23 protein-coding genes are annotated in these 20,853 nt (G+C 63.2%); 14 read left to right on the top strand and 9 right to left on the bottom strand.

The annotated features are described in order from the left end of the window. Window positions 1–5 precede the first annotated feature (5 nt). From ACIQ3Q_RS11725 to ACIQ3Q_RS11740, 4 genes are all read left to right on the top strand, one after another. Complete coding sequence (locus tag ACIQ3Q_RS11725) at window positions 6–794, top strand: enoyl-CoA hydratase (protein WP_396269263.1); 789 nt, start codon at window positions 6–8, stop codon at window positions 792–794. Window positions 795–838: 44 nt separating this feature from the next. Continuing rightward, complete coding sequence (locus ACIQ3Q_RS11730) at window positions 839–1,849, top strand: tRNA dihydrouridine synthase (protein WP_396269264.1); 1,011 nt, start codon at window positions 839–841, stop codon at window positions 1,847–1,849. Continuing rightward, on the top strand, window positions 1,846–2,403 hold the full coding sequence (gene greB, locus ACIQ3Q_RS11735; protein WP_396269265.1) for a transcription elongation factor GreB: 558 nt from the start codon (window positions 1,846–1,848) through the stop codon (window positions 2,401–2,403). The genes ACIQ3Q_RS11730 and greB overlap by 4 nt, the downstream gene beginning before the upstream one ends. 88 nt (window positions 2,404–2,491) lie before the next feature. Beyond that, window positions 2,492–2,860 carry a VOC family protein gene (locus tag ACIQ3Q_RS11740; protein WP_396269266.1) on the top strand — a complete coding sequence of 123 codons (369 nt, stop codon included), beginning with the start codon at window positions 2,492–2,494 and terminating at the stop codon, window positions 2,858–2,860. A gap of 12 nt (window positions 2,861–2,872) precedes the next feature. Here the strand turns inward: ACIQ3Q_RS11740 and ACIQ3Q_RS11745 are convergent, their stop codons facing one another. From ACIQ3Q_RS11745 to ACIQ3Q_RS11760, 4 genes are all read right to left on the bottom strand, one after another. Further along, entirely contained in the window at window positions 2,873–5,161 is a 2,289-nt protein-coding gene (locus ACIQ3Q_RS11745) for a RelA/SpoT family protein (protein WP_396269267.1), read from the bottom strand. 162 nt (window positions 5,162–5,323) lie between these two features. After that, complete coding sequence (gene rpoZ / locus ACIQ3Q_RS11750; protein ID WP_210810618.1) at window positions 5,324–5,527, bottom strand: DNA-directed RNA polymerase subunit omega; 204 nt, start codon at window positions 5,525–5,527, stop codon at window positions 5,324–5,326. 39 nt (window positions 5,528–5,566) lie between these two features. Next, a complete protein-coding gene (gene gmk, locus ACIQ3Q_RS11755) occupies window positions 5,567–6,184 on the bottom strand; it encodes a guanylate kinase (RefSeq protein ID WP_396269268.1) in 618 nt (205 codons plus the stop codon). A gap of 5 nt (window positions 6,185–6,189) precedes the next feature. Continuing rightward, window positions 6,190–7,086, bottom strand: a complete 897-nt coding sequence (locus ACIQ3Q_RS11760; protein WP_396269269.1) for a YicC/YloC family endoribonuclease — start codon at window positions 7,084–7,086, stop codon at window positions 6,190–6,192. 45 nt (window positions 7,087–7,131) lie between these two features. Between ACIQ3Q_RS11760 and ACIQ3Q_RS11765 the strand changes: the two genes are divergently transcribed. The 6 genes from ACIQ3Q_RS11765 (at window position 7,132) to ACIQ3Q_RS11790 (ending at window position 13,040) form a co-directional block, all read left to right on the top strand. Continuing rightward, window positions 7,132–8,100, top strand: a complete 969-nt coding sequence (locus ACIQ3Q_RS11765; RefSeq protein ID WP_210810622.1) for a serine/threonine-protein kinase — start codon at window positions 7,132–7,134, stop codon at window positions 8,098–8,100. Window positions 8,101–8,135: 35 nt separating this feature from the next. After that, window positions 8,136–9,047, top strand: a complete 912-nt coding sequence (locus tag ACIQ3Q_RS11770; RefSeq protein WP_396269270.1) for a PP2C family protein-serine/threonine phosphatase — start codon at window positions 8,136–8,138, stop codon at window positions 9,045–9,047. Between the two features lie 62 nt (window positions 9,048–9,109). Next, window positions 9,110–9,853, top strand: a complete 744-nt coding sequence (rph, locus tag ACIQ3Q_RS11775) for a ribonuclease PH (protein ID WP_396269271.1) — start codon at window positions 9,110–9,112, stop codon at window positions 9,851–9,853. Between the two features lie 15 nt (window positions 9,854–9,868). Continuing rightward, window positions 9,869–10,504, top strand: coding sequence for a non-canonical purine NTP pyrophosphatase (locus ACIQ3Q_RS11780; protein ID WP_396269272.1), 636 nt, complete (start codon window positions 9,869–9,871; stop codon window positions 10,502–10,504). After that, window positions 10,504–11,754 carry a radical SAM family heme chaperone HemW gene (gene hemW / locus ACIQ3Q_RS11785; RefSeq protein ID WP_396269273.1) on the top strand — a complete coding sequence of 417 codons (1,251 nt, stop codon included), beginning with the start codon at window positions 10,504–10,506 and terminating at the stop codon, window positions 11,752–11,754. The genes ACIQ3Q_RS11780 and hemW overlap by 1 nt, the downstream gene beginning before the upstream one ends. A 152-nt stretch (window positions 11,755–11,906) precedes the next feature. After that, complete coding sequence (locus ACIQ3Q_RS11790) at window positions 11,907–13,040, top strand: glycerophosphodiester phosphodiesterase (protein WP_396269274.1); 1,134 nt, start codon at window positions 11,907–11,909, stop codon at window positions 13,038–13,040. A 51-nt stretch (window positions 13,041–13,091) separates the two neighbouring features. On the opposite strand, the gene ACIQ3Q_RS11795 is transcribed toward ACIQ3Q_RS11790, so the two are convergent. From ACIQ3Q_RS11795 to ACIQ3Q_RS11805, 3 genes are read right to left on the bottom strand one after another with little or no spacing between them, the layout of a single operon-like run. Then, entirely contained in the window at window positions 13,092–14,216 is a 1,125-nt protein-coding gene (locus ACIQ3Q_RS11795; protein WP_396269275.1) for a chemotaxis response regulator protein-glutamate methylesterase, read from the bottom strand. Window positions 14,217–14,252: 36 nt separating this feature from the next. After that, window positions 14,253–14,921: a chemoreceptor glutamine deamidase CheD gene (gene cheD / locus ACIQ3Q_RS11800; protein WP_396269276.1), complete on the bottom strand. Its 669-nt coding sequence runs from the start codon at window positions 14,919–14,921 to the stop codon at window positions 14,253–14,255. A gap of 40 nt (window positions 14,922–14,961) precedes the next feature. After that, the gene (locus ACIQ3Q_RS11805) at window positions 14,962–15,837 is read right to left on the bottom strand and encodes a CheR family methyltransferase (protein WP_396269277.1); all 876 of its coding nucleotides are present in this window, start codon (window positions 15,835–15,837) and stop codon (window positions 14,962–14,964) included. Between the two features lie 195 nt (window positions 15,838–16,032). Between ACIQ3Q_RS11805 and ACIQ3Q_RS11810 the strand changes: the two genes are divergently transcribed. The 4 genes from ACIQ3Q_RS11810 to ACIQ3Q_RS11825 all read left to right on the top strand — a co-directional run bounded on the left by ACIQ3Q_RS11810 (window position 16,033) and on the right by ACIQ3Q_RS11825 (window position 18,877). Next, window positions 16,033–16,758 (top strand): GGDEF domain-containing protein, encoded by a 726-nt coding sequence (locus ACIQ3Q_RS11810; RefSeq protein WP_396269278.1) that lies wholly within the window; start codon window positions 16,033–16,035, stop codon window positions 16,756–16,758. Further along, a complete protein-coding gene (locus ACIQ3Q_RS11815) occupies window positions 16,755–17,537 on the top strand; it encodes a MinD/ParA family protein (RefSeq protein ID WP_396269279.1) in 783 nt (260 codons plus the stop codon). Before ACIQ3Q_RS11810 ends, ACIQ3Q_RS11815 begins: the two co-directional genes overlap by 4 nt. Beyond that, the gene (locus ACIQ3Q_RS11820; RefSeq protein WP_396269280.1) at window positions 17,537–17,950 is read left to right on the top strand and encodes a group II truncated hemoglobin; all 414 of its coding nucleotides are present in this window, start codon (window positions 17,537–17,539) and stop codon (window positions 17,948–17,950) included. Before ACIQ3Q_RS11815 ends, ACIQ3Q_RS11820 begins: the two co-directional genes overlap by 1 nt. A gap of 282 nt (window positions 17,951–18,232) precedes the next feature. After that, entirely contained in the window at window positions 18,233–18,877 is a 645-nt protein-coding gene (locus ACIQ3Q_RS11825) for a class I SAM-dependent methyltransferase (protein ID WP_396269281.1), read from the top strand. 37 nt (window positions 18,878–18,914) lie between these two features. Here the strand turns inward: ACIQ3Q_RS11825 and ACIQ3Q_RS11830 are convergent, their stop codons facing one another. Continuing rightward, window positions 18,915–19,919, bottom strand: coding sequence for a DUF1839 family protein (locus tag ACIQ3Q_RS11830; RefSeq protein ID WP_396269282.1), 1,005 nt, complete (start codon window positions 19,917–19,919; stop codon window positions 18,915–18,917). Window positions 19,920–19,932: 13 nt separating this feature from the next. Further along, window positions 19,933–20,853, bottom strand: a complete 921-nt coding sequence (locus tag ACIQ3Q_RS11835) for an amino acid--[acyl-carrier-protein] ligase (protein WP_396269283.1) — start codon at window positions 20,851–20,853, stop codon at window positions 19,933–19,935.

Here is a 20,853-nt window from a genome sequence, read left to right on the forward strand (position 1 = left end):
TCGCAATGGCTTATGAATGCATCTTGACCGACGTTCGCGGTGATGGCCCTTTGAAGACGGGTGTGATCACGCTGAACCGCCCCAAGCAGATGAATGCGCTGAACGACCAGTTGATGGACGAATTGGGCGATGCCCTGTTGGCCTTTGATGTGGACACCAGCATCGGCAGCATCATCGTCACCGGCAGTGAGAAGGCCTTTGCCGCTGGCGCCGACATCTCCGCCATGGCCGATTACGACCACATGGAGGCCTTCCACCGCCAGCACATCAGCCGTAATTGGGAGACCATCCGCCAGGTGCGCAAGCCAGTGATCGCTGCGGTGGCGGGTTTCGCCCTGGGCGGTGGCTGCGAAGTCGCCATGATGTGCGACGTGGTGCTGGCGGCGGACAACGCCCGCTTTGGCCAGCCCGAGATCAAGATCGGCATCGTCCCGGGCGCCGGCGGTACCCAGCGCTTGCCCCGCGCCATTGGCAAGTCCAAGGCGATGGAATTGCTGCTGACCGGCAAGTTCATGACGGCTGAAGACGCTGAGCGGGCTGGCTTGGTGTCACGCGTGATCCCGCTGGCCAACTTGATGGAAGAAGCCTTGGCCTTGTGCGCGCAAATCAACGCCCAAAGCCAGCCCTCGGTGATGATGATCAAGGAATTGGTCAACGAGTCGTTTGAGAGCGGCCTGTCCACCGGCGTGCGCTATGAGCGCCGCCTGTTCCACTCGCTGTTCGGCACGCAAGACCAGCGTGAAGGCATGGGCGCCTTTGTGCAAAAGCGCGCGCCTGACTTCAAGCACCGTTGAAGCGCACATCTCGCCCGAAGACCGCACCGTGACGTGAGTGCACCATGAGTGCGATAGGCCCCCTGCTGCTGGCCCCGATGGAGGGCTTGCTGGACCACACCCTGCGCGACGCTTTAACTCGCGCGGGGGGCATCAGCCGCTGCGTCAGCGAGTTCATCCGCATCACCGATCAGCTCTTGCCGCATAGGGTGTTCAGCCGCATCGTGCCCGAAGAGGCTAACGGCTGGCGCACGCCTGCGGGTGTGCTGGTGCGACCACAGCTCTTGGGCAGCGACCCGGCGTGTTTGGCGGACAACGCGGCCCGCATCGCCGAGATGGGCGCACCGGGCATTGACCTGAACTTTGGTTGCCCCGCCAAGATCGTCAATCGCCACGGCGGTGGCGCCACGCTGCTGGATGAGCCCGAGCTGTTGCACCGCATTGCGCGCAGCGTGCGCGCGGCGGTGCCGGAGGGCCTGCCGGTGTCCGCCAAGATGCGCTTGGGCAACCAAGACGACAGCCGCGCGGTGGAGTGTGCGCTGGCGCTGGTGGAAGGCGGCGTGGCCGAACTGGTGGTGCATGCCCGCACCAAGGCGCAGGCCTATCGGCCGCCCGCCTATTGGGAGCGGGTGGCGGATATCCGCCAAGCCGTGGCGGTGCCCTTGGTGGCCAATGGCGAGATTTGGACGGTGGCCGATGCCCAAGCCTGCCGCGCGGCCTCGGGCTGTGACGCGCTGATGCTGGGCCGCGGCATGGTGGCCAACCCCGGTTTGGCGTTGGCCATCTTGGCGCATGGCGGCGCCGAGCCCCAGGGCCAGGGCGGCCTGAGCTGGGCCGAGCTGCAGCCGCTGTTGCAGAGCTTTTGGGCCTCAGTCTGTGCCCACATCGTGCCGCGCAACCGCGCCGGGCGCCTGAAGCAGTGGCTCAATTACCTGCGCCGCCATTACCCCGAAGCCCAAGCCGCTTATGCCGCTTTGCGTACCGACAACGACCCGCAGCGATTGGCCCATCGCTTGTTCAATGAATTTGCGACGGCCCCTGCGCCACAGCAAAACGCCCCCCAGGTGATGGCATGAGCAAAGCATTCACCAAAGAAACCGACAGCGACGACGACGAAGACAGCGGCGCCTTGCCGCCGCTGCCCCCTGGCAGCAAAAACTACATGACGCCCGCAGGTTATGCCCGGCTGCGCGATGAGCTGCTGAACCTGATCGACAACGAGCGCCCACGCATCGTGGAGATCGTGCACTGGGCGGCGTCGAACGGCGACCGCTCCGAAAACGGCGACTACCTCTACGGCAAAAAGCGCCTGCGCGAGATCGACCGCCGCATCCGCTTTCTGACCAAGCGCCTGGACGTGGCCGAGGTGGTCGACCCGTCCGCCCACTACGGCAGCGACCAGATCTACTTTGGCGCCACCGTCACCTATGCCAACAGCAAAGGCGAAGAGCGCACCATCACCATCAAGGGCATTGATGAGGTTGACCACCTGGCCGCCGAAGTGAGTTGGATCGCCCCGATTGCTCGCGCACTGCTGAAGGCCCGCGAGGGCGACGAGGTGCAGCTGATGACCCCTGGCGGCTTGGAGACGCTGGAGGTGGTGGAAGTGAGATACCCCAAGCCAAACTGACCCAAGCCAGTGCACTGGGACTCGTGGGGGCTGTCTCGCCCGTGCTGGGCGACGTATGCTGCGGCTTCCATTCACAAAGGAGACCGGCATGATTGGCTATGTGACCTTGGGTACCAATGACCTGCCACGCGCTGTGGCGTTTTACGACGCGCTGTTTGGTGCCATGGGCGCCTCGCGGATCTGGGATGGCCCTTCGGGCGTGGCCTGGGGCGTGTCCATGGACCAGCCCGGTGTCGGCGTGATGACACCCTTCAACAAGCAGGCCGCCACCGTGGGCAACGGCAGCATGGTGGCCTTGGTCGTGGACAGCAAAGACAAAGTCGATGCCTACTACCGCAAGGCCATCGAGTTAGGCGCCACCGACGAAGGTGCGCCAGGGCCGCGCGGGGAAGGTTTCTACGCGGCCTACTGGCGCGACCTCGACGGTAACAAGCTGAATTTCTTCTTCATGGGTTGAGGCCAGCCGACCTCATTTGGCCCGCACGCGCTGGGTGCGCAGCACCGAAGGCGAGCGCTTCAGGGTGCGCAACACGTCCGCCAAGTGCAGGCGGTCGCGCACGCTGACCAGGATGCGTATCTCCACCGTTTCGCCCACAGCTTCGTCGCCCATGGCAATGTGGGTGATGTCCGCCTCGGCGGCCGACACGGCCTGTGCCACCTGCGCCAGCACGCCCTTGCCATTGCTCACCAGCACGAGCACGGCGGCTTCAAAAGGCCGCGTGGGTTGTTCGGCCCACTCCACTTGCATCCAACGCTCGGGATCGCGTTCGTACAGGCGCTTGCCGGCCAGGCAGTCGCTCATGTGGACGATCAAGCCTTCACCGCGGCCAAAGTAGCCGACGATGGCGTCGCCCGGCACCGGGCGGCAGCACGGTGCCATCGAAATGGAGGCGGCCTCGGTGCCGTCGATCACCACCAGGCCTTGGGTGGGCGTGTTGTCGTCATGCCCATAGCGGCCTAAGCTGAGCGTGACGGCATCTGGGCGCTCGCCTTGTTCCAACAGCAGCTTGGCCATGCGTTTGGCCACGATGGTGGCGATTTTCTTGCCCAGGCCAATGTCCACCAGCAACTCGGTGGTGCTGCGGTTGCCGCTCCAGCGCAGCAAGGCGGACCAGGCTGGGTTCTGGCCGGCGGGGTCTTCGCTCAGCGGTGGCAGGCTCAGGCCTTCAGCGCGCAGGGCCTGGCTCAGCATCTTCAAGCCCAGCTCTTGCGATTCCTCGTGCTCCAGGTTCTTCAAGAAGTGTCGGATCTTGCTGCGGGCGCGGCCCGTGCGCACAAAGTTCAGCCACGCTGGGTTGGGGCGCGCGCCGGTGGCGGTGACCACCTCCACCACGTCGCCGCTGCGCAACTCGGCCCGCAAGGCAGCAGGCTCGCCGTTGATCTTGGCCGCCACGCAATGGTCGCCCACATCGGAGTGGATGGCGTAGGCAAAGTCGATGGGCGTAGCACCCCGCGGCAGGGCCAGGATCTTGCTCTTGGGGGTGAAGACGTAGACCGCGTCGGGCACTAGGTCAATCTTGACGTGCTCCAAGAACTCCGAGGCATCCCGGGTTTCGTTCTGGATGTCCAGCAGCGACTTGAGCCACATGGCACCCAGGCGCTGGGCCACATCGCTGGGGTTGACATTCTTTTGCGCGCCCACTTTATAGAGCCAGTGGGCGGCAATGCCGGCCTCGGCCACGGCATGCATTTCGTCCGTGCGGATCTGGAACTCTACCGCCGTGCCCAAGGGGCTCACCAAGGTGGTGTGCAAGGACTTATAGCCATTGGGCTTGGGGATGGCGATGTAGTCTTTGAAGCGCCCCGGCACCGGCTTGTAGAGCTGATGCAGCACGCCCAGGGCGTGATAGCAGTCCATCAGGTTGTCCACCACGATGCGAAAGCCAAAGATGTCATTGACCTGCGCAAAGCCGGCGTGCTTCTCGCGCATCTTGCGGTAGATGGAGAAGACGGTCTTCTCGCGGCCGGAGATGTCCACTTTCAAGCGGGCTTCGCTGAAGGCCTTGACCACATCCGTTTGCACCCGGGAGACGATGTCACGGCGATAGCCCCGGGCCCGCTGCAAGGCCTTTTCCAGGGCCGCATGGCGCCAGGGGTGCAGATAAGAAAACGACAGCTCTTGCAGCTCGCGGTAGGTTTGGTTCAGGCCCAGTCGGTGGGCGATGGGGGCGTAGATGTCTAGGGTCTCGCGCGCAATGCGTCCGCGCTTGTTGGGCGCCATGGCCGCCATGGTGCGCATATTGTGCAGACGGTCGGCCAGCTTGACCAAGATGACCCGCACATCGCGCGACATGGCCAAGAGCATCTTGCGAAAAGATTCCGCCTGGCCTTCTTCGCGGGTCGAGAACTGCAGCTTGTCCAGCTTGGTCAGGCCATCCACCAACTCGGCGGTAGGGGCGCCAAAGCGCTCAATCAGCTCGACCTTGGTGATGCCACAGTCTTCCATAGCATCGTGCATCAGCGCCGCCATGATGGCCTGGGCGTCCAGTTTCCAGTCGGCCACCAAGCCCGCCACCGCAATCGGGTGGGTGATATAGGGCTCGCCACTGGCGCGGAACTGGCCCAGATGGGCTTCGTCAGCGAACTTATAGGCGTCGCGGATCAGCTTGAGGTCGGATTTGCTGAGGTAGCCGAGCTTGTCAGAGAGGGCGGCAAACGAGCTGACTTCCGGCGGCATGACGCTCGGGCTGCCTGCGGGCACCCGGGGTTTGGACTGCAAAGCGGCGGGGAGAAAGTCAGCAAGCGTGCGAATCACCATGGCTCGAATTTAGCGGAAATACGCCTTAACTTGAGCAAGATGCCGCCAAGCCCACGCAAATCCCTGGGCCAAGCGCCGCAGGCCTTGAGCGCGCCCATGAAAAAAGGGCGCCGAGGCGCCCTTTTCGAGATCAGGCCGCTTGGCCTGGCCCGTGTGCAGCGATCAGGTTGGGACCTTGCGCAGCATCTCCAGGCCCACTTCGCCAGCCGCGATTTCGCGCAGAGCGGTCACGCCGGGCTTGTTCTTGCTTTCGACGCGGGGGGTGTGGCCTTGGCTCAGCATGCGAGCGCGGTAAGTGGCCGCCAACACGAGTTGGAAGCGGTTGGGGATCTTGTTCAGGCAGTCTTCGACGGTGATGCGGGCCATGTAGGGATCCAGTGACTCTCGGTGAGGAAGCGCTGAGGCTCAAATGCCCAGCGAATGAAACACAGCCGCCTTGGCGCGGCGTTGAGCCGCATATTTCAAGCGCTGTGAATGGACGACTGTCTTCAGGTCAAAGACGGCAGTCTCGAAGAGGGCGTTGATTATAACGTAGTCGAAAAACTGGGCCTGGGCCACCTCGGTGCGGGCGTTTTCCAGGCGTGTCGCGATCACCTCGGCCTGGTCTTCGCCCCGACGGCGCAGGCGCTGCTCCAGCTCTTCCCAACTCGGCGGCAAGATGAAGATCAGCACCGCGGCGGGGAACAGCTTGCGGATTTGCAAGGCGCCTTGCCAGTCGATCTCCAGCAGCACGTCCTTGCCCTGGGTCAGCAGGCCTTCAATGACACCCCGCGAGGTGCCGTAGTGGTTGCCGTGCACGGCCGCCCACTCGACAAACTCGCCGCGCTCGATCATGGCTTGAAACTCGTCGGGCTTGACGAAGAAGTACTCGCGGCCCTGCTGCTCTTGGCCGCGCGGCGCACGGGTGGTGTGCGAGACCGAGACATTGAGGTGGGAGTCGAGCTCCAGCAAGGCCTTGACCAGGCTGGATTTGCCCGCCCCGCTGGGGGCGGCCACGACGTAGAGGTTTCCAGGCATCTCCATGGTGCTTACTCGATGTTTTGAACCTGCTCGCGCATTTGTTCGATCAAGACCTTCATCTCCACCGAGATGCCGGTCAACTCCAGGGCGGCGGACTTGGAGCCCAGGGTGTTGGCCTCACGGTGCAGTTCTTGGATCAAAAAGTCCAGGCGCTTGCCCAACTCGCCACCGGCCGTCAGCAGGCGCTCGATCTCATCCAGATGGGCCTTGAGGCGAGACAGCTCTTCGGCCACGTCGATGCGAATAGCAAACGCAGCGGCCTCGGACAGCGCGCGCTCGCGGGCCGACTCGGCCGTCACGGCATGGCCGGCGCCTGCGCTTTGCAGGGCTTCGTTCCAGCGCTCCAAGAAGCGTTCTTGCTGGCGCTTGACCACCAGGGGGACCTGCGGCTCGGCCTGAGCGGCCAGCTCGCGCAGCTTGTGCACGCGCTCCATCAGGATCTGTACCAGGCGCTCGCCTTCGCGGCTGCGGGCTTCGCGCAGGGCGCTCAAGCCCTCGCGGGCCGCGCTCAGGGTCAGCTCATCCCACTGCGGGGCGGCGGTGGGGGCGGCGCTGCCCCGGCACCATTGCAGGGCTTCATGCACGCTCAGCGGCTTGGCCTTGGGCAACCATGCGGCCACGGACGACTCCATGCGCGCCAGGCGGTTGAGCTGCTCCGAGCTGGGCTGAGGCAGGCCTTCGTCTGCGGCACGGCCCAAGGCGGCTCGCACTTCCACTTTGCCGCGCTTCAAGCCGCCCACCAGGAGGTCGCGCAAGGCGGGCTCCAAGTGGCGCAACTCGTCGGGTAAGCGGAAGGCGATGTCGAGGAAGCGGCTGTTGACCGAACGCAGCTCGATGGTGACGCCGGGCTGGCTGGGAACTTCCTCATTCCGGGGGGCGGCAGCGGCACTGGCGAACCCGGTCATGCTGTAAACTGGCATCGAGTTTTGCACCTAGCAAAAACAAGGATTATGTCAAAGCCTAAACCAGCCCCGTTGCCCGCGGGCACAGTGGTCGGTGGCTACCAGATCGTCAAGAAACTGGCGGCCGGCGGTTTTGGTGTGGTTTACCTCGCCGAAGACGAAGGTCGGCACCATGTGGCGCTCAAAGAGTACCTACCGGCCTCTCTGGCCGAGCGATCGGCAGGCGAGCTGATTCCGCGCGTCAAGCCGGAAAAGCAGCCCCTGTATCGCCTGGGCCTGAAGAGCTTCTTCGAAGAAGGGCGCTCGCTCGCCCAGATTTCGCACCCCAGCGTGGTCTCGGTGCTGAATTTCTTCCGCGAGAACGAAACGGTCTACATGGTGATGAACTATCTGCAGGGCGATACCCTGCAGGACTTCATCATCACGGCGCGCGACCTGAAGCGCGAAAAGGTCTTCCGCGAGTCCACCATCCGCAGCCTGTTTGACGAGATCTTGCGCGGCTTGCGCATCGTGCATCAGCACAAGATGCTGCACTTGGACATCAAGCCGGCCAACATCTTCATCACCAACGACAACCGCGCGGTGCTGCTGGACTTCGGCGCGGCACGCGAAGTGCTGTCCAAAGAGGGCAACTTCATCCGCCCCATGTACACGCCGGGTTTTGCGGCGCCCGAGATGTACCGCCGCGACGGCGCCTTGGGGCCCTGGACGGACATCTACGCGATTGGTGCTTGCCTCTACGCCTGCATGCAGGGCTATCCGCCCAACGATGCCCCGCAGCGCATCGAGAAAGACCGCCTGCCGCTGTCGCTCTCGCGCTTGCGCAACACCTACTCCGACAACCTCATTGAGGTCACCGAGTGGTGCATGTCGCTGGACCCGCTGTCGCGGCCCCAAAGCGTGTTCGCGCTGCAAAAAGAGCTCTCGCGTGAGACCGAGCGCCGCTACACCTCGCTGAGCTTCACCGAGCGCTTGAAGCTGCAGATCGAGAATCTGAAATCGGGGGCGCGCAGCTAAAAGCTGCGTCTTCCCACTAGCCAGCACAAGCCATCATGAGGTTCTCCGTCTACCAAGTCAGCCGCAAGGGCGGGCGCGAAAAGAACGAAGATCGCATGGGCTATTGCTACACGCGCGATGCCGGCTTGTTTGCGCTGGCCGATGGCATGGGCGGCCACCCTGAGGGCGAGGTCGCGGCCCAGTTGGCGCTGCAGACCATGGCGGCCGCCTTCCAGCGCGAGGCCAAGCCGCAACTCAAGAACCCGTTGCGCTTCTTGCAAGAGTCCATCTTGGCAGGGCACTACCAGCTCTTGCGCTACGCCACCGACAAGTCCTTAGTCGACACCCCCCGCACCACCATGGTGGGCTGCCTGATGCAAGGCTCCACCGCCTACTGGGCGCACTGCGGTGACTCGCGCTTGTACCTCGTGCGAGATGGCGTGCTGCTGGCCCGCACACGCGACCATTCCTACACCGAGTTGCAAGAAACCTTGTCGCAGGTGGTGCCCATTGACGCCCGCTTTAACCGCTCGGTTTTGTTCACCTGCCTGGGCAGCCCCGGCAAGCCGGTGATCGACACCGTCGGCCCCATCCAAATGCAGGCCGGTGACCGTGTGCTGCTGTGCTCGGACGGCCTGTGGAGCGTGCTGAGCGACGACGAGATCGTCAACACTTTTGCGGCCCGCGCCATTTCTGACGGCGTGCCCGAGTTGGTGGAGCAAGCCCTGCGCAAAGGCGGGCCGCATTGCGACAACGTCACGGTGCTGGCGGTGGAGTGGGAGGCGGCTGAAGACCGCGACAGCCTCTCCGGCGTGTCCACCCAGTCGCTGGGCGAAGACGTGTTCGCCTCGACCATCCAGGCCAGCATGGCCGACGCCACCTTGCCTGATTTGGACGAGGCTGAGATCGAGCGCTCCATCCGCGAAATCAACGAGGCCATTCAGCGCACCTCCAAAAAGGGCCGCTAGCCTTTCCTGAAGCCCGGCGCGTTGGCTTGCCGGGCTCTCTTTTTTCATCGACAGGAATTTCCATGACCTTCGTCCGCCCCTTGGGCCGTCCGGCCGACGCTTTGCGTCCTTTGCGCATCACCCGCGGCTATACCCGCCACGCCGAGGGCTCGGTCTTGATCGAGTTTGGCCAGACGCGGGTGCTGTGCACCGCCTCGGTGGAAGAGCGCGTGCCGCCCCACAAAAAGGGCAGTGGCGAAGGCTGGGTGACGGCCGAGTACGGCATGCTGCCGCGCGCCACGCACACCCGATCCAGCCGCGAGGCGGCCAAGGGCAAGCAAACCGGTCGCACGCAAGAAATTCAGCGCCTGATCGGTCGCTCCTTGCGCGCCGTGTTTGACCTGGCTGCGCTGGGCGAACGCACCATCACCCTGGATTGCGATGTGCTGCAAGCCGACGGCGGCACCCGCACGGCGGCCATCACCGGCGCCTTTGTGGCCGCGCAAGATGCCGTCAACCAACTGCTCGCCAGCGGCGCGCTGAGCAGCAACCCCATTCGCGACCATGTGGTGGCCATCTCGGTGGGCATTGTCCAAGGCACGCCGCTGCTGGACTTGGAATACGTCGAAGACTCGGCCTGCGACACCGACATGAACGTGGTGATGACAGGCGCCGGTGGTTTTGTGGAAGTGCAAGGCACGGCCGAAGGTGTGGCCTTCAGCCGCGCTGAGATGGGCACGCTGCTGGACTTGGCCACGGCGGGCATTGCCACCTTGGTGCAAGCTCAGAAGGCTGCGTTGGCGCAGCCGCTGCCAGCGCAAGACTGAAAGAAGGACCGCGCGATGAAGCTGGTGCTGGCGTCGAACAATGCCAAGAAGCTCAAGGAGCTCAGCGCGCTGCTGGGCACGCTGCCACTGAGCCTGGTCACCCAAGGCTCCTTGGGCGTGGCGGAGGCGGAAGAGCCCCACATCACCTTCATCGAAAACGCCTTGGCCAAAGCCCGCCACGCCTCTGCTCAAACGGGCTTGCCGGCCTTGGCCGACGACTCTGGTCTGTGTGTGGATGCGCTGGGTGGTGCGCCCGGTGTGCAAAGCGCGGTCTACGCGCCTTTCATACCACCAGCGGGCGCGGAGCGCGAGGCGCTGAGAGCCTTGCAAGATGCGGCCAACAATCAGTTGCTGCTCAGCCGTTTGGAGGGGCAAGCCCGGCGCCGTGCCAGCTTTGTCTGCGCCTTGGTGGCCATTCGCTCGGCGGACGACCCGGAGCCCTTGATCGCCTTTGGCCGCTGGCAAGGCGAGATCTTGCGCGAGCCGCAAGGCGAGGGCGGTTTCGGATACGACCCGCTGATGTTCATCCCAGCCTTTGGCTGCACCGTCGCCGCACTCGATGCCGCCACAAAGAACGCGCACAGTCACCGCGCACTGGCGGCGGCCCAACTGCTGGGCCTGATGCAAAGCGCCTGGGGCTTAGGCCAGTGATGGACGACGCTCTGGTTCAGCGCTATCTGCGCCCAGGCACTTTGCAGTTGGGGGCGCCGCCGCCGCTATCGGTGTATGTGCACCTGCCTTGGTGCCTCAAAAAATGCCCTTACTGCGATTTCAACTCGCACGAGTTCAAGGGCGAATTCAAGAGCGTCAGGCTGTCTCCCGCCGAAGCGCCCCAAGACGCATTGCCTGAAGCCCGCTACCTGGACGCGCTGCGAGCCGACCTGGAGGCCAGCTTGCCCCTGGTCTGGGGGCGCTCGGTGCACTCCATCTTCATTGGCGGCGGCACGCCCAGCCTGTTCTCGCCCGAGGCCATTGCCCGCCTGCTCAGCGACATCCGCTTGTTGCTGCCCTTGCTGCCGGGGTGTGAGATCACCATGGAGGCCAACCCCGGCACGTTTGAAAAGGACCGTTTTCGGGCCTATCGGGCGGCGGGGGTCACACGTTTGTCGATCGGGGTGCAGAGTTTTGACGATGCCAAGCTCCAAGCCCTGGGGCGCGTGCATGACAGCGCCCAAGCCCGTGCTGCGGTGGCCGAGGCGGCCGCTTGCTTTGACACCTTCAACCTCGACCTGATGTATGCCCTGCCGGGGCAGACTGCCGAAGAACTGGCCCAAGACCTGAGCACCGCACTGAGCTTTGCCCCGCCGCATCTGTCGCTCTACCACTTGACGCTGGAACCTAATACCGTCTTTGCCAATCACCCGCCGGTGCTGCCGGATGACGATGTCAGCGCCGACATGCTGGACCAGGTGGTGGCCACCACCGCAGCGGCGGGCCTGCAGCGCTATGAGGTGTCAGCCTATGCACGCCCAGGCCACCGCTGCACCCACAACCTCAACTACTGGCAGTTTGGAGATTACCTGGGCTTGGGTGCGGGCGCACACGGCAAGCTGAGCTACCCGCACCGGGTGGTGCGCCAAGTCAAATGGCGCGAGCCCGCCACCTATATGCGCGAGGCCCTGGCCGGCAAGGCCTGCTCCAACGATGAAGAGGTGGCGCGCAAAGCCCTGCCGTTCGAGTTCATGCTCAACACCTTGCGCCTGCGAGACGGATTTGAAGAGGCCTTGTTCCAAGAGCGCACCGGCCTGCCGCCGTCGGCGATCAGCCAAGGCTTGGCCCAGGCGCAAGCCAAGGGCTTGCTAGAGCGTCAGATGAGTGAGTCGGGGGTGGTGTGGCGCCCCACCGAGCGGGGCTTTGATTTCTTGAGCGACCTGCAGGCCTTGTTCCTCCCCCCAGCTTGAGGGGCTGGCCTGCGAGCCGCTGTCACGCGCCTTTCACACGGCGCGCGCATCATGAGAGTTCTGGGGCTTGATGCCCATCAACAAAGACGTTAGGGTCAAGCCGTGCGGCATGGTGACTGCACGGATCACACTCATCGTTGGAAGGAACACTCATGAACGCTAGACTCTTGTGGGCCGCTTTGGCCCTGGCGGCACTACAGGCCTGCGGCGGCGGTGACGACCCACGCTACAACACGCTGAGCGGTGAAGCTCCACTGGTCATCGGCCACCGGGGCGCGTCGGGCGAGCGGCCTGAGCACACCCTGGAGAGTTACCAGTTGGCCATCGACCAAGGGGCCGACTTTGTGGAACCCGACTTGGTGCTGACGGCCGATGGCGAGATGATTGCCCGCCATGAGCCCATGCTCGACAGCACCACCGATGTGGCCAGCAAGTTCCCAGCCAGCCGCATGAGCACCAAGATGGTGGACGGCGTGCCGACCACCGCCTACTTTGCCGGCGACTTCACCCTGGCCGAGATTAAAACGCTGCGGGCTGTGCAGTCGCGGGCCAGCCGTTCACAGGCCTATAACGGCCAATTCAGCATCCCGACTTTGGCGGAGGTCATCACCCTGGCCAAGAATGCCAGTGCCAAAACCGGGCGCACCATTGGCATCTATCCAGAGGTCAAGCACTCCACCTTCCACGACGGCTTCTTTGGTCGCCAAGTCTTTGAAAACAAGCTGGTCAGCATGCTGCACCTGGCCTATGGCAACACTCGCTCAGCGCCGGTGTTCATCCAGTCCTTCGAGGTCAGCAATCTGCAGTACCTCAACACCAAGACTGACATCCGCTTGGTGCAGTTGATCGACGCCGACGACGTGAACAAGGACGGCAGCATGTCCTTGGTGGCCCCTTATCGCCAGCCTTATGACTTTGTGGTCAAGGGCGATACGCGATTGTTCTCTGATCTGTTGACAAGTAGCGGGCTCGATTTTGTGAAGACCTATGCCGACGCCGTTGGCCCGTGGAAGCCCTATCTGGTCAAGACGGTGGACGACGGCGTGGAGCGCACGGGCGACACAACGCTGAGCATCAATGATCGCCGCGTAGATGGCAGCACCGGTGTGGTGGAGCTGGCGCACAGCAAGGGCTTGCTGGTGCACACCTGGACCTTCCGCAATGATGCGTCGGGCTACGGCTTCAAAGACCCCCAGGCCGAGATGCGCTACTACATGAGTTTGGGTGTGGACGGGGTCTTCACAGACTTCCCTGCCACAGGTGTGGCTGCGCGCAGCGGCTTGTGAGACGCTGAGACTCTGCATGACAAGGGACAGCGCGGGCTGTCCCTTTGGCATTCAGACCCGATGCAGCGTGGCGCCGTGTGCGGCGCGCAGCTTGTCGATCAAGTGCCCAGCAATTTCATTGAGTGGCAGCACTTCGTCGGCGGCGCCGTGGTTGATGGCTTCGCGGGGCATGCCGAACACCACGCAAGTGGCCTCGTTTTGGCAGATGTTGAAGGCCCCGGCATCGCGCATAGCCTTCATGGACTTGGCACCATCGGCGCCCATGCCGGTCAGCATGATGCCAAAGGCATTGGGCCCGACCACCCGTGCGGCCGATTCAAACAAGACTTCTACACTGGGCTTGTGGCGGTTGACGGGCTCACCGTCGCGCACCCGCGCCACATAGTTGGCGCCCGAGCGCTCCACCGACAGGTGAAGGCCACCTGGCGCAATGTAGGCGTGGCCCGGCAAGATGCGCTCGCCGTCAGTCGCTTCTTTCACGCGGATCTTGCACAGCCCGTCCAGGCGGGTGGCATAGCTCTTGGTGAAGCCAGGCGGCATGTGCTGGGTGATCACCACGCCGGGCGAGTCTGGGGGCAAGTTGACCAGCACTTCTTTGGTGGCTTCGGTACCGCCGGTCGACGCGCCGATGAAGATGATCTTCTCGGTGGAGACGCGGCCCAGCGGTGCGCTGGGTTTGGTGGGGACGGCCTGGCCAGCCCCCGCAGCACTCGAGGCGGCAGCCGTGCTGGCCGCAGCGACGGCGGCCGTCACCGATGGCGGCGGGCGGTGGACATGGGCTTTGGAGGCGATCCGAACCTTGTCGGTGATCTCCTCGGCCAAGATCTTCAAGCCGTCCGCGATGCCGATCTTGGGCTTGGCCACAAAGTCCACAGCGCCGAGCTCCAACGCCCGCATGGTGACGTCGGCACCGCGCTCGGTCAGGGTGGACACCATCACCACTGGCATGGGACGCAGGCGCATCAGCTTGGACAGGAAGTCGATGCCGTCCATGCGTGGCATCTCAACGTCCAGGGTGATGACGTCCGGGTTCAGGTTGCGAATCATCTCGCGGGCAATGAAGGGGTCGGCGGCGGCGCCAACACAGGTCATGTCCGATTGGCGATTGATGATCTCACTCAATATGCTGCGCACCAGCGCTGAGTCATCCACCACCACGACACGGGTCTTAGACATAGTTTGAAGCTCCTGAGCAGGTATTGGTTTTGGTGTTTAGAACAGGTCGACCGAGCCACCACCCGTGGTGGCCGGGGCCGCCTTTTGGGCGGCGAGTTTGTCTTGCGCGACCAGTGCCTCGGCATTGGCCGGGGCCAAGCGTTTGACCATGGCTTTGCCACTGGCGGGCAGGAAGCAGACCTTGCGCGGATAGATGTCCAGCACGTCCTTGGAGACGATGGGAATGCGCTCGGTGCTGAGGAACTCGGTGACGAATTGGGTGTTGCGCTCACCCACATTGATGCTGTTCATGCCGCTGATGACCGCACCGCCGCCAAAGATCTTGGCTTCCATGCTCAGGCGCGAGGCACCGCGCTTCATCATTTCGTTGATCAGCAGCTCCATGGCGTACGTGCCATAGCGGCCTGAGTCACCGGCACCTTCAGGCAGCATGAAGTGATTCATGCCGCCAATGCGGCGGTCGCGGTCCCAAATGCAGGCGGCAATGCAAGAGCCCAGAGTGGTCATCACCAAGATGTCTTCGGTGTCTACGTAGTACTCGCCGGGCAGTACCTTGACGGCTTCATTGCCGAAGTGGGCGTCGTAATAGAAGAACGAAGCTTCGCCCGCTTGCCGATGCTGGGACTTCAGCTTTTCGAGGCGTGGATTGCGGGCACCAAGCGCTGAGGATTTGGTGGTGCTGGCTGTGGGCAGCGGTGGTGTCATGGGCGGTTCTTGGTGAATGTGTTGAGGCTCATGAAGGCGCTTAGGCCCGGCGATAAATGGTCTTTCCTTGCAGCGCAAACAAGTCGCGCGACTCGGTGAAGTTTTCTGAGTGCCCGACAAACAGCATGCCGCCGGGCTTCATGACCTGGTAGATGCGCTCCAACACCTTGCGCTGGGTGGGCGGATCAAAGTAAATCATCACGTTGCGGCAGAACACCATGTCAAAGGGCTCGCCCAGGCTGCTCCATTGGGTGCTCATTAAATTGAAAGGACGAAACTCAAGGCAGCGGCTTAGCTCTGGCTTGGCCCGGATGAAGCCGGCATTGCTGGCGGTGCCGCGCAAGAAGAATCGCTTCAATCGTTCTGGGCTCAGCCCGCGGGAGTCGGCGGGGTATACCCCCCGCTGGGCCTGGGCCAAGACTTTGGTGTCGATGTCGCTGGCCAGGAGCTTGGCCTGATGACTGGGCCCCAGCGCTTCGGCCAGCACCATGGCAATGGAATAGGGTTCCTCGCCGGTCGAGGCGGCGCTACACCACACTCGCAGCGGGCCTGGTGGGTGGCTGCGCAGCATCTCGGCCATGGCCTGGAAATGGTGCTCCTCGCGGAAGAAGGCGGTCAGATTGGTGGTCAGGCTGTTGATGAACTCCTGCCACTCTTGATCGGCTGCGGGGCCGACTGACCGCTCTAGCCACTCCAGATAGCTATGGAAGCTGTTGTGGTTGGTTTCTCTGAGCCGCCGAGACAGGCGGCTGTAGACCATGGCACGCTTGCCCTCATGCAGGCTGATGCCGGCGCGATGGTAGATCAATTGCCGAACGCGCTCGAAGTCAGCCACAGAGAAGCTGAACTCCTGTGCCGCCGAATCACTGAAGCCAGGGGCGTTGGGGCGGGTCGGCGCATCAAGCAAACTGGACATGGTGTGGAGCCGCGAAGTGAATTGCCGCCGCGAGAGGATACGCAGCGGGGCTTGACCGAGAGTCTTGCAATGACCGGGCCTTTGCGGCGGCTGAAGTTGCAGGGCTTTCGGGGCCTTTATCCCCGTCTTCAGCGGCCAGCCCCCCCTCCTATACTGGGCGCCTCATTGGACTGAGCGCCGCCAAAGCAGCCTGCCGTGGATCACATTCCCTACGCCAACTTGCCCGATCCGGGGGTTTTGAACCTCGATCGCGCACTGCAGTTGTTGCGCCAAACGGGGCAAGAGCCGCCGCAGGGCCTGCCAGGCTCGGGCGCATGGCTGCAATCCTTGCTGGACAAGCTCTGCGACCTCAGCAGCCGTGACGCGCTGACCGGCTTGGCCAACCGCCGTACGTTTGAGTCGGCGCTGAACCGCGAGATTGACCGTGTGGCCCGCTCAGGCGAGCCTGCGCTGCTGCTTTATTTGGACATTGACCACTTCAAACGGGTCAATGACAGCCACGGCCATGCCTGTGGCGATTTGGTCATCAAAGCCGTGGCCCAGGCCATTGGCGAAAGTGTGCGTCCTATGGACTTGGCAGCCCGCATCGGCGGCGAGGAGTTCGCCATCATCCTGCCCAATTGCCCACCGGCGTTTGGGCAAACCGTGGCAGAGCGGGTGCGCTTACGTATTGAATCCCGCGCCATCGACGTAGGCCCGTCCCAACGCTTGGGGGTTACCGTCAGCATTGGCGGTGCTTTTGCGCCGCAGTGGGTGCGCTCGTCGGCCTCGCTGTGGGCCGAACGCGCCGACTTGCAGCTCTACCGCGCCAAGTCTGAAGGGCGTAACCGCACTTGCCTGGAGCCGACACCCGTGTCTCTGGTCAGTGCCGAAGAAAAAGGGCTGCTGTTTGGCAGCTCACCGTCAGGGGATATTGCATGAACGCCCAAGCCGCTTCCACCGGCCATGCGGCCCGTATCACCGCCATCACCAGCGGCAAGGGCGGGGTGGGCAAAACCTTTGTCTCCGCCAACCTAGCGGCTGCCCTGGCTCGCCAAGGCTTGCGCGTGCTGGTCTTGGATGCCGACTTAGGGTTGGCCAACCTGGATGTGGTGCTGAACCTCTTCCCCAAAATCACCTTGCATGATGTGTTCACTGGCAAGCACCCGCTTGAAGAGGCCATCATTCCGGCGCCCGGCGGCTTTTCTGTGCTGCTGGCCGGCTCTGGCATGGTGGAGTATTCGCGCCTGACACCCGAAGTTCGAGATCAATTGGTGGACGTGATTCGCCAGATCCGTCCCAAGTACGACCGCATCCTGCTCGACACAGGGGCTGGCATCTCCGATGTGGTGCTCTACACCGTATCGCTGGCTGACGAGGTGCTGGTCATCGCCACACCCGAACCGACCTCGTTGACCGACGCCTATGCCACCATCAAGGTGATCGCCACCACCCAGGGGCGGCGCGACATGCGCTTGCTGGTCAATCAAGTCAGCAAGGTGGGCGAAGGCCGCACCATCCGCGGCCAACTGCAACAAGTGGTCGATCGCTATGTCACGCCAGGGCTAGAAGCTCCCGTCAAACTGGCGTTTCTGGGTGAGATTCTCTCGGACCCGGCCGTGCGCCAGGCAGTGCAGCGGCGACAATTGCTGCTGGATTGCTTTCCAGGCAGCCCCGCGGCCCAAGGCATTGTGGCGGCGGCCACGCGCCTGGCCGACTGATGGCCGACGACGACACCACCTCCCCACCTGCTGGTCCCACACCGTTCGAGATGATGGGCGGCGAAGCGCGCGTGCGCAGCTTGGTCGATCGTTTTTACGATCTGATGGACTTAGAGCCCCGCTTTACCGTGCTGCGTCAGGTTCACGGCACCACGCTGGATGACGCCCGTGACAAGCTGTTTTGGTTTTTGTGCGGCTGGCTGGGTGGCCCCAACCACTTCATTGAGCGCTTTGGCCACCCTCGCTTGAGGGCGCGTCACCTGCCATTCTCCATTGGCAGCCAAGAGCGCGACCAATGGCTGGCCTGCATGTTCCAAGCCATGGAAGACGAGCAGGTGCCTGAACCCTTGGTCAGCCGCCTGCAGAAGTCCTTCTTCGACACTGCGGATTGGATGCGCAACCGCAACGATTGAGACTCGATTCGCCCTTGCTGAAGCTCGGCTCGCGAAAGAGCCATGGGGTGTCTGCTGCGAAGCATTTTTGCCTAGAAGGTCACGGGCTCATCGAGTGAGCCAGACCCAGCGATCCACTCATCAGTCTTAAAATGACGGGCTCTGATTTCTGACGGCGTGAGAAGGTCGGATGAGGCTGTTCAGCCTCGATGATGGGCACGCTTGCAGGGAGCTCTCAGGCCGTCGGTACGCACGAAGCACGCGCCTCTGGAAATTCCACAAGACCTAACTGGATTCTTTGCGATGGCTTCACTTTGGCACCGAACGATCATCCCTGTGCTGACGCACTTTCGACAGGCCCGCGGCAAGCTCCTGTTGCAACGGTTTCCGCAGTTGGGGGAGATGTCGATTCTGGATTACGGTGGCAGTGTCCACTTCTGGGTCGAGTCCGGCTTGGGCGATCAGGTCAGAAAAGTCGTCATCTACAACATTTCCGATGGCGAAGTGCGCATCGACGAGCGTGGCGATCATCGTTTCGAGGTTCGACTGTTCGACGGCTTTAACATCCCGGTGCCGGATCAGCACTACGACCTGGTGGTCTGCAATTCGGTGCTGGAGCATGTGCCCCCTGATCAGCGTTCGTTGGTCGTCAAAGAGCTGCTGAGAGTCGCCAAGTGCGGCCATGTTCAAACGCCCGCTCAAGAGTTCCCCGTCGAGCCGCACTTTGTGATGCCACTGCTGCATTGGTTGCCACGCAGTTGGGGGCGGCGCTTGGTTTTCTTGTCACCCTGGGCGCTCTTGTCTCAGCCCTCCACCGAGAAGCAAGCGGCGTACTTTGACGAGGTGCAGTTGTTGAAGAAAGCAGAGGTCATGGCCCTGTTCCCGGCAGCGAGGGTCAAGGCCGAGAAGTTCTGCGGCCTGACCAAGTCCTGGCTTGTTTCCTGGTGAGTCCGCCGGGCTAGGCCGGCTGCTGACGCAGTCGACCTCAGAGTCGCCGCAAGTTGGCCATGCTGTGGTCCCAGTCCTCTGCCATGCGCTCCAACAGGGGCCCCAGATCGGTCGGTTTGTTTGACATCACCGCCCGAGCCCCCTTGAGGATCAAAGTCTTGGCCTGCAGGCTGATGTCATGGAAGCCTTGAGCGGCTGCGTTGGCCTGTTCACCCAACTCCAACCAGCGCAGCCACGCGGCAGCCAGCTCAAAGCCGGCACCCATCTGGCGGGTGCCTGCGAAGGCCCAGACGTGATAGTGCGCCAAGCCTTGGTTTCGCAACCAAGGCAGGTCTTGATGCAGGCGTTCCCCAAAGCGTCGGATGGGGTTGTCGCGGGGACAACGATTGACCAAGGCTGAAAGCTGGGCGCGGCCCTGGGCCTGCAGGTCGGCCCGCGTCCGGACGAGGCGCCGGTCACTGCGGATAAGCTCCGCAAACAGCGGCAAGTAGTTTGGGTCAGCGGCTTGCCCGAGGCGGAAGGTGCGGTCGAAGTCTTCGCCCTCCAGCGCGTAGCAGCCGGCATTGTGGAAATAGACCAAGCGCTTGGCGGCCACATCAATGTCGGCCAAGACGATGGTGGTTTTGGAGTGCTGTTGACGGTAATCTGTGCCTGCCACATCGGGCAGCCAATACGCATCCGCTTCCACGCTGATCAGCTTGCCTGCGCTCAGGTGCTCCAGCGCATGGTCCAGCAGCGGGCGCCAGAGCGTCAGCTCTTGGACATCCAGGCCATAGTAGCGGCGCAGTTCATCGTGCGAAGGCTTGAAAAAGGTCCACTGGTCGCCCTCAAAATCTAAGGGGAGTGTGACTCCCAGCATCGCATGCGGGTCCAAGTCCATGGCATGCAGCAGCTCGATCCAGAGGTCGGCGTAGCAGTTTTTCTCGGGCCACACCGCGCCCTCACCATGAAGGGCATGGCGCTGGTAGTGGGCCGTATCCAACCCGGGCAGGGCGGTGGCGCGGTTCAGCGCCAGGGTGTCGAGGGTGCTGCGCAAGCTCATGCGAAATGGAAACTCAAGGCCAGAGTTGGGCGCGCACCTCGGCGGGCCATTGGTTCACGTCAAAGCCGTGGGTCTTGATCAGCGCCAGGGTGACACGCTCCAGGCCAAAGCCTAGGCAAGCGGTGTGCGCGGTGCTGCCGTCGGCACGCTTGATGCCGAACTTGCCGGTGAAGTGCTCTTGGTGCCAGTTGAAGGAGCAGATGGCGGTGGGCTTCTCTTCGGAGATGACTGGCACCATGATCTCAAACTTCAGTTGCTGCTCGCGCTGGCTGGTGGCCATCATCTTGCCGGCCTTGCCGAAGAAGGGGTCGTTGGCCACATCGCTGATCACCGGCAGCTTCAGGCTTCCCAGCAGGCGCAGGCCACGCTCCAGCCAGGCGTTGCGCCAGGCTTGCACGTCGTCGGGGGCGCCGACCCGGATGTACTCGCGCATGCGGAAGGATTGCAGGCGGGTGGGCTCGTCCGAGGGCTCGTGGCGGTAGCACCAATTGCGCACCGTCACCAGGCGGCCGCCATCCGGCAGCAGGCCACTGAACACCGGGTAGACCGGGTAGCAGGCGGCGGGCAGCAGCATGCTTTCGGTGATCTCCAGCACCTCTTCCCAGCGCTCGCCATTGCGGGCTTTGTCGGCCATGGCGCGGGCGTCGAGTTCCTTGCCGAAAAAGCTGTGGATGCTGCCGATGAGCTGCGGGAAGTTGTCCAGATAGCCCATCTTCTCGATCATCGTGCGGGCGACGATGGGCGGGAAGGTCATGGTCTCAGCGCCATCGGCAGCGGCTTCGCGCTGCACCAGCGCGTCAAAACGGTCGAGAATGTCCTCGAACACAGCGCCCCGGCCGTAGCCGCCCTTGATGGGCGTGGGGATGATCAGGCCATGGGCTACCAGGTCGTCGTAGAAGGCCTTCGGGTCATAGCGGTCGTGAGGTGTGGTCAT

The organism is Ideonella sp., assembly GCF_044358605.1.
Classification (GTDB): domain Bacteria; phylum Pseudomonadota; class Gammaproteobacteria; order Burkholderiales; family Burkholderiaceae_C; genus Ideonella.